Below are 16,782 nucleotides of genomic sequence, written 5' to 3' on the forward strand. Positions count from 1 at the left end.
TCGACGAGGCCGTGACGTCTCAGGCGTAGGCGACCCAGCCGCGGAACGTGAAGCCGATGTAGAACAGGGTTGGGACGGAGAAGCCTGCGTCGCGCAAAATTGCTTCGTCTCGCGCGGGCGCCAGGATGCTCAATTGCCCATCGACCGCCTTTCGCGCGGCGGCCGCCTTGTCGGGCTCGACTCCGGCAGCGGCGAGAAAGGCTGAATACCGCGAGAGCCAAAGCGGCCGTTCATCGTCGTCGCCGGGGATGCTGAAATGGGCCGCGACGAACGGTGCGCCGGGCTTGAGGCGGCGGCGGATTTCGGACGCTATTCGCAGCCGTTCCTCGACATCGACGAAATGCAGGGTCAACAGGCACGTCGCGCCGTCGAACGGCCCCTCCGGCGCATCGTCGATATAGCCTTGATGCAGATGCGCGCGCGGCGCGAGCGGGCCCAGCGTCTGCTTCGCGAGATCCAGCATCGCAGCGGACGGGTCCACGCCATCAAAGGTCCAGCGCGGTTGCGCTTGCGCAAAGGCATTCAGCTCCAGGCCGCCGCCGGCGCCAAGAACGAGTATTCGCGCATCTTCACGTGCACGCTCGCCCAAAAGGATCGCCGCCATGGACAGCATCGAATTGTAGCCGGGAACGAACCGTGGCGGCCCTTCGGTGTACTTCGCCACCATTTGCGGATCGGAAAACGCGTTTTGAATGTCGGTCACGATGTTGTCCTGCTGAGGGGAGCGGGTCACGCGTGATGCGCGCTCATGCCTTGAAGCTTTCGCGCACCCAGGCGCCTGCGCAGATCGTCGCTCAGCATCGCCAGCGTCACTCCGGCAAAGCGCGACAGCAGCAACGCCTCTGCATCGTCAAAGGCCTGATCGAGCGCGGCATTGACGGCCTGCTCGACCAGGCAGCCGGGCGCCTCGGTCCGGTTGCCCATGGCCAGTATCGAGGGGCTGCCGAGCGCGGTGTAGACATCGCGCAGCGTCACCTTCGACAGATCGCAAGCCAGCGTCCAGCCGCCGCCGTGCCCCTTCTCGGAGCGGACGTAACCGAGGTCGCGCAGGCCCGCCATGATGCGGCGGATCACCACCGGGTTGGTGTCCATGGCCTTCGCCAGGGTCTCGGACGTGAACGGGCCAGGCTGCTGCGCCATGTGCAGCAGGACGTGGAGCACGCCTGATAATCGGCTATCTCGTTTCATGTAACTTCATATGTTACATGATGGCGCCGAAGTCAACCAGTTTCGGTGCGAGCGTAAGGGGCGCGTTGCCATCCCGCGCCCGTTTTGCCCGACGGGTCAACGTCGCCGCAGACCGCCTAAGCCATTGATCCCGCTCATGCCGTCTACTGTGCATGGGGTTGTTTTCGACATTTTTGTTTTGGGGGCACGACAGCCGCAGGCTAAACCGGATCTCGTCCGGCTCTTGCCTACTTCATCACTCGCAGACCCTTGGTCGTGAACCGCTGCGTCTTGCCGCCGGGGCGCACCGGTCGCCGCGTGCCGGCAGCCTTGCCGGTGCCGGGGGGCTGGTGCGCTGGGACCAACTGGTCGGGGCGCGAGCCGATCAGGTCGCGGCGGCCCATCTCGATCAAGGCCTCGCGCAGCACCGGCCAATTGTCGGGGTCGTGATAGCGCAGGAAGGCCTTGTGCAGCCTTCGCTGACGCAGGCCCTTGATCGCCTCGACCTTGTCGCTGCCGCCGCGGCGCACGCCGCGCAGCGGGTTGACGCCGGTGTGGTACATCGCGGTTGCGGTCGCCATCGGCGAGGGCAGGAAGGTCTGCACCTGATCGGCGCGATAGCGGTTCTTCTTGAGCCAGAGCGCGAGGTTCATCATGTCCTCGTCGGTCGTGCCCGGATGCGCCGCGATGAAATACGGGATCAGGTAATATTTCTTGCCGGCCTGCTCGGCCGCGGCATCGAACATCCGCTTGAACTGATTGTAGGCGCCGATGCCGGGCTTCATCATCTTATCGAGCGGGCCGCGCTCGGTATGTTCGGGCGCGATCTTCAGATAGCCGCCGACGTGATGAGTGACGAGCTCCTTGATGTATTCGGGGCTCTCGACCGCGAGATCGTAGCGCACGCCGGAGGCGACCATCACCTTCTTGATGCCCTTGGTCTCGCGCACCTTGCGATAGAGCCGGATCAGGTCGTCATGCGAGGTGTTGAGGTTCGGGCAGATCTCGGGGAAGACGCAGGACGGCCGGCGGCACGCGGCCTCGACCTTCGGATCCTTGCACGCCATCCGGTACATGTTGGCGGTGGGGCCGCCGATGTCGGAGATCACGCCGGTGAAGCCCGGCGTCTTGTCGCGGATCTTCTCGATCTCGCGCAGGATCGAGCCTTCCGAACGGTTCTGGATGATGCGGCCTTCATGCTCGGTAATCGAGCAGAAGGTGCAGCCGCCGAAACAGCCGCGCATGATCGTCACCGAGAACTTGATCATGTCCCAGGCGGGGATTTTGGCCTCGCCGTAGGACGGATGCGGCGCGCGCGCATAGGGCAGGTCGTAGACCGCGTCCATCTCGTCGCTGGTCAGCGGGATCGGCGGCGGATTGAGCCAGAGGTCGCGATCGCCGTGGCGCTGCACCAGCGGCCGTGCATTGCCGGGATTGCTCTCACGATGCAGCACACGTGACGCGCGCGCATAGGCTTCCTTGTCCTGCTCGACTTGCTCCAGCGCCGGCAGGCGGATGACGGTCGCGCCCTTCTGGCGCGTTGCGCCCTCGTCGGCGGAGTCGAGATCGTCGGCGTGCAGCTCGGAATAGTCTTCGGGCACGCGGCGGAACAGCGCGACGCCCCTGATGTCGCTGAGCTCGCGCGGCGCTTCGCCGGCGGCAAGACGGTTGGCCACCTCGACGACGGCGCGCTCGGCATTGCCGTAGAGCAGCAGGTCGGCCTTGGCGTCGGCCAGCACCGAGCGGCGCACCTTGTCGGACCAGTAATCGTAATGCGCGATCCGGCGCAGCGAGGCCTCGATGCCGCCGAGCACGATCGGCACGTCCTTGAACGCCTCGCGGCAGCGCTGCGCGTAGACGACGGTGCAGCGGTCTGGCCGCTTGCCGCCTTCGCCGCCGGCCGTATAGGCGTCGTCGCTGCGGATGCGCCGGTCCGCGGTGTAGCGGTTCACCATGGAGTCCATGTTGCCGCCGGTGACGCCGAAAAACACTTTTGGCTTGCCGAGCACCTTGAACGGATCAGCCGAATGCCAGTCGGGCTGGGAGATGATGCCGACCCGAAAGCCCTGCGCCTCCAGCAGCCGGCCGATGATGGCCATGCCAAAACTCGGATGGTCGACATAGGCATCGCCTGTCACCAGCACGATGTCGCAGGCATCCCAGCCGAGCGCGTCCATCTCGGCGCGGGTCATGGGAAGGAACGGCGCCGGCTTGCGCGGGCGCGCCTGCGCCATCAGGGGCTTTTCGGCGGTAATGATCTGGATGTTCATGGCGCCTACGCATAGGACTCCGGGGCCGCGAATACAACCGACAGGCGCGTGAAGATTTGCGGTTCCGCCAGGGGCAAACCGGCTTGCGGGAGCGCGTTAACTGTTCGCAAACCCCTGCCGGACCTCGGCAGTCGTGGCCGGCTCGCCGCCGCCATGCTGGCGGACCATCCGCACGGCACTCTCGACGAGGCGGAGATTAGTCACCGTCCCAGCAGCGCCGCCTCGATCCGGCCTTGCGCATGGCGAGCATCGCCTCGCCGCCCGGAACTGTACGCGTGCCGCATATGCACACCAGCGATCCCTCTTCCGGGTTCTCACCGCGGCCGACATCGGATATCCGATTGCTCCATGGGCAAGGAAACTTTTGACGGCGGTGATGACGCCGGCGCGGCGCCGTCCACCGAGGCCTGGCTCGGCGCGGTTGCGCTGATCGGCTTCATCCTGGTGGCGACCGCACAGGCCTCAAATCAGATTCTGGCGCGCGGGCTTGCGGGCTCGGTCCCGCCCTTCGCGCTCGCCTTCTTCCGCTGGAGCATCGTCGCCATCGGGCTCGCGCCGATCGCGTTCGCCGAAATCCGCGCCGGCCGCGTGCCACTCGGCAAGAACATCTGGCCGATCCTCGCCGCCGGCTTCATGGGCATGTTCCTCTGCGGCGGCCCGGTCTACGCTGCCGGCATCTCGACGACGGCGATCCACATCGCGTTGATCATGGCGCTGTCGCCGGTCACGGTGCTGATGATCTCTGCGGTGCTCGGCATCGAGCATGTCGGCCCGCTGCAATGGCTCGGCACCGCCCTTGCGCTCGCTGGCGCCTTGCTCATCATCTCCGGCGGTTATCCGGAGACCTTGTTCGCACTGGAGACCGCAGCGGGCGACGGCCTGGTCGTGATCGCGATGCTCGGCTGGTCCGGCTACACGCTGCTGCAATCGCGCGCGGCGCCCAAGGCGTCGCTGCTGGCGCGCATGAGCCTGTTCGCAGGCGCCGGCGCGCTGTTCTCGCTGCCGCAGGCGCTGATCGAGATGTGGACCGCGCCGGCGCAGGTCTTCAGCACGAAAGCGGTGTCGGCTTACGTCTTCGCCGGGATCGTTCCCGGGCTGCTCGCCTATGCCGGCTTTGCCTGGCTCGGCGGCAAATTCGGTTCGGTCCGAACCTCGCTCGTGCTTTATCTCGGACCGATCGCGAGCGCCCTGCTGTCGTTCGCAATTCTCGGTGAACCGCCAAAACTGATCCATCTGTTCGGCGGTGTGCTGATCCTCGGCGGGGTCTGGGCGAGCCTGCGCAAATAGTTCCATCGATCGGAGTTGTGGTTCATTCGCAGGAACCAACCGCCTCCGCGAACATTCTGATCAAGGGACCGATGCGAGCCATGCTCGCGCGCGCCCCGACCATCCCGGCGCCAGTGCCGTAACCGGATTTTGCCTCGACGCTTCGTTTCGGGGCGATGGGGGACTTGTGAGTACGGTCATAGAGAACTTGTTGTCACGGAAGCAGAAGCTTGTGGAACAGCTCGAGAAGGCGCAGTCGGTCGACGATCGCGACAAGATCGAGCACCAGCTCGAACAGATCAACACCGCGCTGGATTTTCTGGACAGGCCGGGATCGAAGGACGCGGGGTAGAAGCGCTCAGTCCACCTTCAGCGCCTCCACTTTCAAGGCCTCCACTTTCAAGGCCTTGGCGTAGACCAGGCCGGAATTGGTGATGTGCGTCGTCATCAGCGCTTCGAAGGCCGCGAACTCGCCGCGCGCGAACAGATCGAGCAGCTTGCGATGCTCGTCGAAGGACGAGCGGGTGCGCACGTCGATCGGCGACGTCAGATTGGTGCGCAGCGCGGCGACGCGGCCCGAGACGAGCTGGTAGGATTCGATGAGATAGCGGTTGCCGCAATGCGCGAACAACCCTTCGTGAAAGCTCGCATCGGCGCGGCCATAGGCGATGTTGTCCTTCGCCGCGATCGCCGGCTCCATCGCCGCGATTGCCTCGCTCATCGTCGCAATTGCGGCGTCGCGATCGTGACGGAACGCGAGCTCGGCGGCCTTGGGCTCGAGCGCGATCCGGAAGGTGCAGAGCGCAGTGATGTCCTCCGCGCTCGGCGTGAACACGAAGCTGCCGACCTGCGGCCGGATCACGACCAGGCCCTGCGCCTGCAACTGGCCCATCGCCTCGCGCACCGGCGTGCGGCTGACGCCGAAGGAGTTCGCCACCATCTCCTCGGAGATGGCGGCGCCGAGCGCGAACTCGCCGTCGATGATGGCCTGGCGCAGCCGCAGCACCACCCGCTGCGACAGCGATTTCGGCGTATCGAGCTTGAGCGATCGCATCTGCTGTCTCAGATCACCTTGCCGGGATTGAGCAGGTGATCGGGATCGAGCGCGGCCTTCAGCGTCCGCATCAACGCGATCTCGGCTTCGCTCCTCGCATGGCCCAGCCACTTCTTCTTCAGCGTACCGATGCCGTGCTCGGCGGAGACGCTGCCGCCCAGTTCACGCACCAGACCGTAGATGATCGCGTCCATCTCTTCCTTCGGCTGCCGCTCGACGGAAAGACCGGTGACCCAGGACACGAGATGCAGATTGCCGTCGCCGATATGGCCGTAATAGACGCTCTCGCACCCCTTGATGCCGGAGGCCAATGCGGCCTTGCAGCGCGTGACGAACTCGTCCATCCGCGCCACCGCAAGCCCGATGTCGTAGGAGATGTGCGGGCCCAGCACCTGGCCGAACTCGGCGCAGATGTCGCGCACGCGCCAGAAAGCCTGCGTCTGCGCCAGCGATTGCGCCACGGCGGCATCTGCGAGCAGCCCGCGCTCCATCAGCTCTTCGAGCCAGGCCTGGAAACGCGGTGCATCCAGGCTCTCGTCGGTGCCTTGGGCCTCGACGAGCACGTAGAGACCGTGGCCTGCGGCGACCGGCGGCTTCACCCCGGCGCGATTCGTGATCACGTCCCAGTAATCCGGCCACATCACCTCGAAGGCCGACAGCAGCGGGCCGAGCCCGCTGCGCGCGACACCGAGCAAGTCGATCACCGCGGCATAGTCCTTCAGCGCGCACAGCGCCGCCATGGTCGAGCGCGGTTTCGGGAACAGCCGCAACACCACGCGGGTGATGATGCCGAGCGTGCCTTCGGAGCCGATGAATAGATGCTTGAGGTCATAGCCCGCGTTGTTCTTCATCAGCTTGTTGAGGCTGGTGATGATGGTGCCGTCGGGCAGCACCACCTCCAGGCCGAGCACCAGTTCGCGCGTCATGCCGTAGCGGATCACGCGATTGCCGCCGGCATTGGTGGAGAGATTGCCGCCGATCGCGCAGGAGCCGCGCGAGCCGAGATCGAGCGGAAAGAAGAAGCCGGCTTCGTCCGCGGCCTTCTGGATCGTCTCCAGCGGCGTGCCCGATTTCACCGTCATCGTCATTGACGCCCGATCGATCTCCTCGATGCCGGTCATGCGCTCGAGCGAGATCGCGACCCAGCCCGCTTCGGGCGATGCGCCGCGGCACAGCCCGGTCAATCCACCCTGCGGCACGAAGGGCAGCCGCGCCTGCCGGCAGGTCGCAATCGCATCGGCAACGCCTTGCGCATCGACCGGCCGGATCACCGCCAGCGGCGTTTGCGGCAGGCTCGCGCTCCAGTCGTTGCAATTGCGCGCCGGCACGTCGGTGCCAACAAGTACGGCGGCCGCGCCGAGCTTGTCGCGCAAGGCGCCAAGCAACTGATCGGGACGCTCAATGGGGCTCACCATGTTCATGCGAGACCTCCTCGGAATCTGGCTGCGTCTCATGCGCGCCGTGATGGTGGAAAGGATTTGCGTCCGTCTTGTATGTAAGGTACAACATGAAAAGTAAAGCAAAAACAAGGCTCGGAAAGCTTCCTAAGATCGTTCGAGATCAGGGGCTTAGTCCGGGACCGCAGCAATGGGTGGTGAGATGACGGAGGCAATTCGCGGGTTCTGGGTGGCGTCGGCGACGCCGCTGGCGACGGATGGCAGCGTGGACTCCGCCAAGCTCGCCGCTCACGCCAGGCAGCTCTTCAGCAAGGGCGTCGATGGCGTCGTGCTGTTCGGCACCACCGGCGAGGGCACCTCCTTCAATGTCAATGAGCGTGTCGCGACCATCGAGGCCGTGCTCAAGGCCGGCGTCGCGCCCGAACGGATCGGCATCGGCGGCGGCTTTCCCGCCATCACCGACAGCATCGCGCTGACGCGCACCGTGCTCGGCCTCGGCCTGCGCCACGTGCTGTATCTGCCACCCTATTTCGACCGTGGTGTCACGCCCGAAGGCATCGAGGATGCTTTTGCCGCGATCATCGACGGCGTCGCCGACGATCGCCTGCGCGCCTCGCTCTATCACATCCCCCAGGTCTCCGGCGTTGCGATCCCGACTAGTGTCGCTGCGAACCTGCGCAAGCGTTACGGCAAGGTGGTTGCGGGCCTGAAGGACTCCAGCGGCGACTTCAAGCAATTCCAGGCATTCCGTAGTGCTGCTCCCGAGCTCGCCATCACCGTCGGCAACGAAGCTGACATCACCCGCGCGATCGCCGCCGGCGGCGCCGGCACCATCTGCGGCATGGCCAACGTCGTGCCCGAGCTGGTCAAGGGCATGGTTGACGGCAAGGACGTCGAGGCGCGCATGCAAGCCGCGACCGATGTCGTGCTGAACACGCCGTCGTTCCTCGCGACGCTGAAGGCAATCCTCGCCGCACAGACGGGCGACGCAGGCTGGCTGCGCGTACGCCCGCCGTTCCGTGCCTCGTCCGATGGCGTAGAGCTCAAGCGAAAGATTGACGAGCTGATTGCTCCTGCCATCGCGTGAGATATGAAATCTTCGTGACACGTTGCCGCGGATTCGCGTGCAGCGTGTTGCGATAACTGCGACGTCTATTGGTGATTGCCGTTCGGTGCGCTGATGCGCTTAGAACGATTCAACACTAGAGCGATTCAAGCTCGCCTACGGTTCTCTTCGATCCCGCCGACTGTTACAGGCGCACACTTCAATGTTCTTGACTTGAAGTGGAATGAAAGTGCGTGCCCTCGTGGATGGCCAACGCGTCAGCGGCCATCGTCATCATGCCGGCAAGAGCCGTGCAGGTCTTCTCCTCGGCGCAGCGGTGCTGCTCGTCGAATCCCCCTCGAACACGACGACCGCGCAGGCGCAGTCAGCGCTGCCGCCGGTGACAGTGGAAGCGCCGGTGCAGCGACCGAAGCCGGCCCGCGCATCTGAATCGCCCCAGCGCCGGACGCAAGCCGCCGCGCGCCAGCGCAGCCGGAATGCCGCCACACCAGCAGCACCGACAATATCGGAACGTGCAGCAGCCGCGGCCGCCGCGCAGCAGGCTGCCAAGCTCGGTTACCGCGCGATGCCGAGTTCGACCACCCTGCGCAGCGGCGCCTCGCCCCTCGATACCTCGCAGGCGGTCAACATCGTGCCTGAACAGGTGTTGAAGGACCAGCTCCCGCGGAACATCGACGATGCGCTCATCAACGTCTCCGGCATCACTCAGACCAACACGCTCGCCGGAAGCCAGGACGCGGTGATCCGCCGCGGCTTCGGCGATAATCGTGATGGTTCGATCATGCGCAACGGCATGCCGCTGGTGCAGGGCCGCAGCTTCAATCCCGCGGTCGAAAGCGTCGAGGTTCTGAAGGGGCCGGCCTCGCTGCTCTACGGCATCATGGATCCCGGCGGCATCGTCAACACGATCAGCAAGCGCCCGGAGCTCTATCAGCACGGTTCGGTCACGCTGCTCGGCTCGGCATTCAGTGCCTCGAAAACCGGCGCCGACGGCCTGCTCGATGTTACCGGTCCGATCGGCGATCAGGGCCTTGCCTATCGCTTCATCGGCTACGGCGTCAGCGAGGATTACTGGCGCAATTTCGGCCGTCACCGCGAGATGCTGGTCGCACCGTCGCTGGCCTGGTACGGCCAGGACACGACGGTCCAGCTCAATTACGAGCATCGCGAGTTCATCTATCCGTTCGATCGCGGCACGGCGTTCAATCCGGTGACGAAAGCGCCGCTGGCGATTCCCGCCGACCGCCGGCTCGACGAACCTTTCAACAACACATGGGGCACGTCGGACCTGTTGCAGGCCTCGGTCGAGCACCGCTTCAACCAGGACTGGAAGCTCTACGCTGGCTACAGCTACAACACCGAGACCTTCAGCGCCAACCAGCTCCGCATCACCGGCATCAACTTCACGACCGGTGCGGAGACGCGCAGCAATGACGGCACGCGCGGCTCGCTCAGCAATGTCAGCTACGGAACATCCTACGTCTCGGGCAGCTTCTGGCTCGGCAACATGCGCAACGAGGTGGTGTTCGGCGGCGACGGCCAGTATCGCACCATCTACCGCGATAGCCTGATCCGGCAAGCGACGCCCGCCATCAACATCTACAATCCGGTCTATGGGTTGGTTGGGCCGGGCACGACCGTGGTGCCCGGTGACAGCGCCCAGACCGACAAGCTCGGACAGTGGTCGCTGTTCGTCCAGGATACGCTGCATTTGACCGAGCGGTTCGCGCTGGTCGGCGGCGTGCGCTACATGGACTACGATCAGATCGCCGGGCGCGGGAAGGCACTGTTCTACACCAATACCAACGTGTCCCAGGACAAGGTGCTTCCCCTCGGCGGCGCCATCTTCAAGCTGACCGACGAGATCTCGCTGTATGCGAGCTACACCGAATCGCTGAAGCCCAACTCGACCATCGCGCCGATCGGCATCGTGATCGATTCCAATGTCGCGCCCGAAGAAGGCGTGTCATACGAGACCGGCGTGAAGTTCGATCTGAACAAGCGTATCTCCGGTACGCTGGCGCTCTACGATCTCGACAAGAAGAACGTGCAGACGACGAAGACGAACAGCGCTGGCGTGGTGGAACTCCATACCGTCGGCCGCGCCCGCTCGCGCGGCGTCGAGCTGGACGTGACCGGCAGGCTCACCGACAGTTTGGCCCTGATCGGCAGCTATGGCTATACCGACGCGCGGGTGACGGCATCCGAAGATCGGTCGCTCTACGGCATGAAGCTGCAGAACGTCGCGCTGAACACGGCCTCGCTCTATCTGGTCTATGATTTCGGTACAGCTTTGCCGGGCCAGCTCCGCCTCGGCGGCGGCGCGCGCTATGTCGGCGACCGTCCCGGTGATGCGATCAACAGCTTCTTCTTGCCGTCCTATGTGGTCGCCGATATTTTCGCGACCTATGAGACGAAATACCAGAACACGCGGGTGATCTATCAGCTCAACGTCAAGAACCTGTTCGACACCGTCTATTATCCCTCCGCCGTCAACAATCTGAACGTCGCGATCGGCGATGCGCGCCGCGTGTCGCTGTCGGCAACGGTGAAGTTCTAGCGATGGCGGTGCGGCACAAAGCCATCGCGGTCCTGATCGCGGCGGCGTCTGCCTGCCTTGCTGCCACAGGTGCGAGCCGCGCCGAGGAGATCACGCTCTATTCGACCAGGGAGGTTGCCCTGGTCGAGCCTGTCGTTGCGGCCTTCACGGAAGCCAGCGGCGTCAAGGTGAAAATCGTCTTCGTCGAGGACAGTCTCGTCAAGCGACTTGCGTCGGAAGGCGCCGCATCGCCCGCCGATGTCCTGTTGGCGATCGGGCTGGACAAGACCACGCAGCCTGCCGTCAGCGGCCTGACGCAGGCGATGTCGTCGACGCGGATCGAGCAAGCTGTGCCGGCAAATCTGCGAGGCGGCGGACAGTGGATTGCGCTCGCCATACGCCCCCGCGTCGTGATGGCGCGCAGGGACGATGCCCTTGCTTCGATCGATTATGAAGATCTCGCCGCTCCCGATTGGCGCGGCAAGCTCTGCATGCGCTCGCCGCTGCATCAGAACAATGTCGCGCTGGTTGCGGCCTATCTCGTCCATCACGGTGAGGCCGCGACGGAGGCCTGGCTCGCCGGGCTGAAGGCCAATCTCGCGCACAAGCCTGATGGCAAGGACAACGACGTGATCCGCGAGATCGCGCAAGGCACGTGCAAGATCGGCATCGGCAACACCGTGGCATTGGCGCAATTGCGCGACGGACGCGAAGGGGCCGACTGGCGTGCCTGGGCGATGGAGGTCAAGGCGGTGCCATCGACATTCAAGGGCGGCGGCACGCATGTGAACCTCACCGGCGCGGCCATCGCGAAACAGGCGCCGCATCCGGCGTTGGCGCGACAATTCCTCGAATTCCTTGTCACGCCGGCAGCGCAGCGGATCTTTGCCGCTGCCGAGTTGGAATATCCCGTGCTCGCAGCAGCGGAGCGTGCACCCATCGTTGCCGAAATGGGCACGTTCATCGCCGATGCAATTTCGATCGACCAGATCGCCGCACATCAGCAGGCTGCGATCTCGCTGATCAAGAAGGTTGGCTTCGATGAGTAGGGTGGGGCATCACATCAAGGCCGCTCTGCACCAGATTCACTCGATCGCGGGCCTCGTGCTTGCGCTGCTGCTGGCCATCATCGCGCTGACCGGCGCGATCATGAGCTTTGAGGACGAGATCGGCGACTATCTGAATAGCGGTATCATGCAGGTGGCGCTGCGCCAGGTGCCGGCGCTGATGCCGGACGAACTGGTGGCCCGGCTGAAGGCGGGGCAGGACCTCGGCAAGGTCTCGGCCGTCACTCTGTCGAGCGATCCGGCCGCGGCGGTGCGTGTCCGCTTCGCGCGCGACGAGCAGGGCGCGCGGCCGACATCGCTCTATGTCGATCCCTACGACGCGCACGTGCTGGGTGCGCCGCGTGGCGAGGAGTTCTTCGCGACTGTGCGCAGGCTGCATCGCTGGCTGCTGATCCCCGGCGATGCCAAGGGGTGGGGACGCCAGATCACCGGCATCGCCGCGCTCGGCCTGATCGTCATGCTCATCTCGGGCCTCGTGCTGCGCTGGCCGCGCCGCGCCGGCAGCGTGAAGATGTGGCTGAAGCCCAATCTCGGGCTCAGCGGCCGCGGCCTGCACCGTTCGCTGCACGCGGTGATCGGCACGTGGGTGCTGCCGATCTATCTGGTGATGACGCTGACCGGGCTCTGGTACTCGTTCGACTGGTACAAGGACGGCGTCGTCTGGCTGCTGTCGCGCCCGCACGTTGCCGCCGCGAAGATGCAGCCGAAGCAGCTGCGTGCGGCAGGGCGTCCTGAGCCGGTTCAGGCGGTGGGATTTGATCCTGCGTGGTCGACGCTCCAGCGCGAGGAGGGCGATCGTTTCTCCAAAGCGCTGCTGACGCTGCCCGCCGAACCCGGCACGGTCATCCGGATCCGGTCGTGGCCGAAGGATTCGACGCTCGATACCACGCGCGACGAATTCCGCGTGGATGCGGTCACGGGGCAGGTGATTTCGGCGGAGCGCTATGCCGACAAGACGCTCGGCGAGAAGATCATCGCGAATGTGCTCGACATCCATCGCGGCGCGTTCCTGGGTTGGCCCGGCAAGCTCGCCTTCATGATTGCAGCAGCGTTGATGCCGCTGTTCTCGGTAACCGGCATTTTGCTTTATCTGTCGCGCCGCAGGCTGCGGCGTCCCGCGCAGCCACCGCTCGGGCGGCTGGTTCCGGGCGAGTGAACGGCCGCGAAGGCTAGCCAAGCGCGCGACAATCGTTCAAAAGCCCTTGGCCGTACTTGCCAGGGTTCACGCCATGAAGCTCCCTACCGTCGCCCCCGCCGATATCCGCCGCGCGCTGCTGCTCCGCGAGGAGATCGCGCTGCTCGATCTCAGGTACGAGGCCGGCTTCGCCACCGGCCATCCGCTGTTTGCCGCCAACATGGCCGCGGACCGGATCGCGATCGAGGCCGAGCTGCGGTTGCCGCGCAGGGACGTCGCGATCGTGCTCTATGATGATGGCGAGGGGCTTGTTGCAACCGGCGCCGAACGGCTTGCCGCGCTCGGTTACACCAATGTCAGCGCGCTCGACTGCGGGCTGAAGGCCTGGCGCGCGGCGGGCTATCAGGTGTTCGAGGACGTCAATTCCTATTCGAAAGCGTTCGGCGAGCTGGTCGAGGCGCGCCGCCACACGCCGTCGTTCAGCGCCGACGAGGTCGCCAAGCTCATCGCCGACAAGGCCAACATCGCGATCCTCGATGTTCGCCGCTTCGACGAATATGCGACCATGAACATTCCGGGCTCGGTCAGCGTGCCCGGTGCGGAGCTGGTGCTGCGGGCAGGGCAGGCCGCGCCCGATCCTGAGACCACCATCATCGTCAATTGCGCCGGGCGCACGCGCTCGATCATCGGCACGCAGTCGCTGATCAATGCCGGCGTGCCCAACAAGGTGCGGGCGCTGCGCAACGGTACCATCGGCTGGACGCTGGCGCGGCACACGCTCGATCATGGCGCCGACCGGCGTGGCGCGATCGGGCCGTTCGAGGGGGGCCCGGCCAACGCGCGCGATGTCGCCTATCGCGCCGGTGTTCGCCACATCGGCGCGAACGAGGCGAAAGCGCTCGCAGCGCAGACCGACCGCACGCTCTATTGTTTCGACGTACGCGACGCAGAGGAGTTTGCGGCTGGCCATCTCCCCGGCTTCCGGCATTATCCCGGCGGCCAGCTCGTCCAGGAAACCGACATGGCCGCCCCCGTGCGCGGCGCGCGCATCCTCCTGACTGACGACAAGGGCGTGCGTGCCGACATGACGGCATCCTGGCTCGCGCAGATGGGCTGGGAGGTCTACGTCCTCGAAGGCGGTTACGAGGGAGGGCGCGAGGTCAGCCCGCCGCGCGTGCTGCCAAAGCCCGATCCGGCGCACCGCTACCGCCGGCCCTATGAGGGCACTGACGTCGCCGAGCGCGCGATGCAGGCCTATCTCGACTGGGAATATGGCTTGGTCGAGCAGCTGCGTCTCGACGGCACGCATGGGTTTTACGTCATTTGACCGGGCGGCCACCGTAAACACTTACCGCCCCGCCATCTTCTCCCCATATCCAAACCCTATTGTGCTGCATCTCCCCCGCGGTCTATGAGCTGCGGCAAAGCTGTGACCTACGGAGATTCCATGCCAGCCCCAGGCCAAAGCCCCGAGCGGAACGCGAAGGCGCTGTTGCTCGAAGGCGTCAATGACAGCGCTGTCGACCTGTTCCGGAGCGCGGGCTTCACCAATGTCGAGCGGTTGACCAAGGCGCTGGACGGCGAAGACCTGCGGCGCGCGCTGAAGGGCGTGTCGCTGCTCGGCATCCGCTCGCGCACCCAGATCACCGATGAGGTGCTCGCGGCCGCGGACGGGCTTCTCGCGGTTGGCTGCTTCAGCGTCGGCACCAACCAGGTCGATCTCCTGGCGGCCCGCAAGCGCGGCATTCCCGTGTTCAACGCGCCGTTTTCCAACACGCGCAGCGTCGCCGAGCTCGTGATCGGCGAGATCGTGATGCTGCTGCGGCGCATCTTCCCGCGCTCGGTGTCGGCCCATGAGGGCGGCTGGGACAAGTCGGCGACCGGCAGCCGCGAGGTGCGCGGCCGCACGCTCGGCATCATCGGCTACGGCAATATCGGCTCGCAGCTCTCGACGCTGGCCGAGGCGATCGGCATGCGGGTGATCTATTTCGACCGCACCGACAAGCTCCGCCACGGCAACACCGAGCCGGTCGAGAAGCTGGAAGAGCTGCTGGCGCAGAGCGATGTCGTCAGCCTTCACGTGCCCGAGACGCCGGAGACATCAGGCATGATCGGGGAGAAGGAGCTGCGGGCGATGAAAGCAGGCTCGTTCCTGATCAACAACAGCCGCGGCACCGTGGTCGATCTCGATGCGCTCGCCGGCGCCTTGCGCGACGGCCATCTCGCCGGCGCAGCCATTGACGTGTTTCCGGTCGAGCCGTCCTCGAACGCGGATCGCTTCAAGAGCCCGGTGCAGGGCCTCGAGAACGTCATCCTCACCCCGCATATCGGCGGCTCGACCGAGGAAGCACAAGAGCGCATCGGCGGGGAAGTCGCGCGAAAACTGGTCGACTATTTCATCACGGGATCGACCATGGGCGCGGTGAATTTCCCGGAGGTGCAACTGCACTTACGTCCCGCCGGTGCGCGCTTCAGCCATGTCCATCGCAACGTGCCGGGCATGCTGCGGCGGCTGAACGAGGTCTTCCTCCAGCGCGACATCAACATTGTCGCGCAATATCTGGAGACCGCCGGCGACCTCGGCTACGTCGTGCTCGACGCCGACCTCGGGGGCGAGGATTCAGGCGCGCTGCTTGCGCAGATCCGCGCGCTTGAGGGCACGGTCGGCGCACGGCTGGTATTCGAGCACTGAATCGCCCGACGTTTCGGTTGCATCTTGCGGCCACTGCTCCCACACTGCTGTCATCCTCGGCGTGCTACAATCACGTCGAATTTGAGCTTCAGTTGCGTGAGTGTCCGCCATGGAACGCGACGCCGTACTGATTGATCTCGCGCTTCAGGGCGGCGGTTCGCACGGCGCCTTCACCTGGGGTGTGCTCGACCGCCTCCTGGAAGAGAGATGGCTAGAGATCGCAGCGATCTCCGGAACCTCCGCAGGCGCGATGAACGCGGCCGTGCTGGCGGACGGCTGGACGGCCGGCGGCGCCGGGGGGGCACGCGAGGCGCTCGAACAATACTGGCGCCGCGTTTCGAAGGCTGCCGCCTTTAGTCCGCTCCAGCGCTCGCCGCTCGATCGATTGATGGGGCGCTGGACGCTCGATACGTCGCCGGCCTACATCCTCACCGATTTGATGTCGCGGGTGCTTTCGCCCTATGATCTCAATCCGACCGGCTACAATCCTTTGCGGTCGGTGCTGTCCGAGAGCATCGATTTCGAGCGGCTGGCGAGTTCGCCGATCAAGCTGTTCATCACCGCGACGCGGGTGCGTACGGGGCGCGGACGGATCTTCCGCAACGCCGAGATCACGGCGGACGTGCTGTTGGCATCGGCCTGCCTGCCGACCATGTTCCGCGCGATCGAGATCGACGGCGAGCCCTATTGGGACGGCGGCTTCGCCGGCAACCCCACGATCACGCCGCTCATTCGCGAAAGCGATGCGCACGACACGATCCTGGTGCAGATCAATCCGACCGAAACGCTCGAAGAGCCGCGGACGGCTGCGGAGATTCTCAATCGATTGAACGAGATTTCGTTCAATTCGCCCCTGATGAAGGAATTGCGCATGATCGCGCTGCTGCGCCAGGCGGCCGACCCCGGCAGCGGCGAGGGCGCGCGCTGGGCTAAGATGCGGACCCACCGCGTCAAGAGCGACATGCTGGCGAAGTTCGGCGCGTCATCCAAGCTCAACGCCGAATGGGAGTTCGTCTCGATGCTGCGCGCCGAGGGGCGCCTGGCCGCGGACGCGTTTCTCGCCGCGCACGGTGCCGACATCGGCCGGCAATCGACCGCCGATCTCGACGTCCTGCTGTCGGAGTGCTGA

The 16,782-nt window shown here is 65.2% G+C and carries 14 protein-coding genes; 9 read left to right on the plus strand and 5 right to left on the minus strand.

All coding sequences use genetic code 11. The features are described 5' to 3' along the window. Positions 1-19 precede the first annotated feature (19 nt). From ABIA90_RS38035 to ABIA90_RS38045, 3 genes are all read right to left on the minus strand, one after another. Positions 20-733 (minus strand): class I SAM-dependent methyltransferase, encoded by a 714-nt coding sequence (locus ABIA90_RS38035; protein WP_354121398.1) that lies wholly within the window; start codon positions 731-733, stop codon positions 20-22. Then, positions 730-1,188 (minus strand): Rrf2 family transcriptional regulator, encoded by a 459-nt coding sequence (locus tag ABIA90_RS38040; protein WP_247313775.1) that lies wholly within the window; start codon positions 1,186-1,188, stop codon positions 730-732. Before ABIA90_RS38040 ends, ABIA90_RS38035 begins: the two co-directional genes overlap by 4 nt. Positions 1,189-1,415: 227 nt before the next feature. Continuing rightward, positions 1,416-3,437: a YgiQ family radical SAM protein gene (locus ABIA90_RS38045; RefSeq protein WP_354121399.1), complete on the minus strand. Its 2,022-nt coding sequence runs from the start codon at positions 3,435-3,437 to the stop codon at positions 1,416-1,418. Between the two features lie 348 nt (positions 3,438-3,785). Here ABIA90_RS38045 and ABIA90_RS38050 point away from each other — a divergent pair, with 348 nt between their 5' ends. Both ABIA90_RS38050 and ABIA90_RS38055 read left to right on the plus strand, forming a co-directional pair. Then, a complete protein-coding gene (locus ABIA90_RS38050; RefSeq protein ID WP_354121400.1) occupies positions 3,786-4,724 on the plus strand; it encodes a DMT family transporter in 939 nt (312 codons plus the stop codon). Positions 4,725-4,914: 190 nt separating this feature from the next. Then, complete coding sequence (locus tag ABIA90_RS38055; protein ID WP_162131457.1) at positions 4,915-5,055, plus strand: hypothetical protein; 141 nt, start codon at positions 4,915-4,917, stop codon at positions 5,053-5,055. Between the two features lie 6 nt (positions 5,056-5,061). Here the strand turns inward: ABIA90_RS38055 and ABIA90_RS38060 are convergent, their stop codons facing one another. Both ABIA90_RS38060 and ABIA90_RS38065 read right to left on the minus strand, forming a co-directional pair. Then, positions 5,062-5,757 (minus strand): GntR family transcriptional regulator, encoded by a 696-nt coding sequence (locus tag ABIA90_RS38060; RefSeq protein ID WP_354121401.1) that lies wholly within the window; start codon positions 5,755-5,757, stop codon positions 5,062-5,064. A gap of 8 nt (positions 5,758-5,765) precedes the next feature. Beyond that, complete coding sequence (locus tag ABIA90_RS38065; protein WP_354121402.1) at positions 5,766-7,178, minus strand: FAD-binding oxidoreductase; 1,413 nt, start codon at positions 7,176-7,178, stop codon at positions 5,766-5,768. Positions 7,179-7,356: 178 nt separating this feature from the next. Here ABIA90_RS38065 and ABIA90_RS38070 point away from each other — a divergent pair, with 178 nt between their 5' ends. The 7 genes from ABIA90_RS38070 to ABIA90_RS38100 all read left to right on the plus strand — a co-directional run bounded on the left by ABIA90_RS38070 (position 7,357) and on the right by ABIA90_RS38100 (position 16,782). After that, on the plus strand, positions 7,357-8,241 hold the full coding sequence (locus ABIA90_RS38070; RefSeq protein ID WP_354121403.1) for a dihydrodipicolinate synthase family protein: 885 nt from the start codon (positions 7,357-7,359) through the stop codon (positions 8,239-8,241). A 202-nt stretch (positions 8,242-8,443) separates the two neighbouring features. Further along, positions 8,444-10,780: a TonB-dependent siderophore receptor gene (locus tag ABIA90_RS38075; protein ID WP_354121404.1), complete on the plus strand. Its 2,337-nt coding sequence runs from the start codon at positions 8,444-8,446 to the stop codon at positions 10,778-10,780. 2 nt (positions 10,781-10,782) lie between these two features. Beyond that, positions 10,783-11,808 carry an extracellular solute-binding protein gene (locus ABIA90_RS38080; protein ID WP_354121405.1) on the plus strand — a complete coding sequence of 342 codons (1,026 nt, stop codon included), beginning with the start codon at positions 10,783-10,785 and terminating at the stop codon, positions 11,806-11,808. Further along, on the plus strand, positions 11,801-12,982 hold the full coding sequence (locus ABIA90_RS38085; protein ID WP_354121406.1) for a PepSY-associated TM helix domain-containing protein: 1,182 nt from the start codon (positions 11,801-11,803) through the stop codon (positions 12,980-12,982). The genes ABIA90_RS38080 and ABIA90_RS38085 overlap by 8 nt, the downstream gene beginning before the upstream one ends. A 73-nt stretch (positions 12,983-13,055) precedes the next feature. Further along, positions 13,056-14,288, plus strand: coding sequence for a rhodanese-like domain-containing protein (locus ABIA90_RS38090; RefSeq protein WP_354121407.1), 1,233 nt, complete (start codon positions 13,056-13,058; stop codon positions 14,286-14,288). A 120-nt stretch (positions 14,289-14,408) separates the two neighbouring features. Next, the gene (serA, locus tag ABIA90_RS38095; RefSeq protein WP_354121408.1) at positions 14,409-15,653 is read left to right on the plus strand and encodes a phosphoglycerate dehydrogenase; all 1,245 of its coding nucleotides are present in this window, start codon (positions 14,409-14,411) and stop codon (positions 15,651-15,653) included. 109 nt (positions 15,654-15,762) lie between these two features. Continuing rightward, positions 15,763-16,782 carry a patatin-like phospholipase family protein gene (locus tag ABIA90_RS38100; protein WP_354121409.1) on the plus strand — a complete coding sequence of 340 codons (1,020 nt, stop codon included), beginning with the start codon at positions 15,763-15,765 and terminating at the stop codon, positions 16,780-16,782.

Source organism: Bradyrhizobium sp. LA6.8 (assembly GCF_040547935.1).
Classification (GTDB): domain Bacteria; phylum Pseudomonadota; class Alphaproteobacteria; order Rhizobiales; family Xanthobacteraceae; genus Bradyrhizobium; species Bradyrhizobium barranii.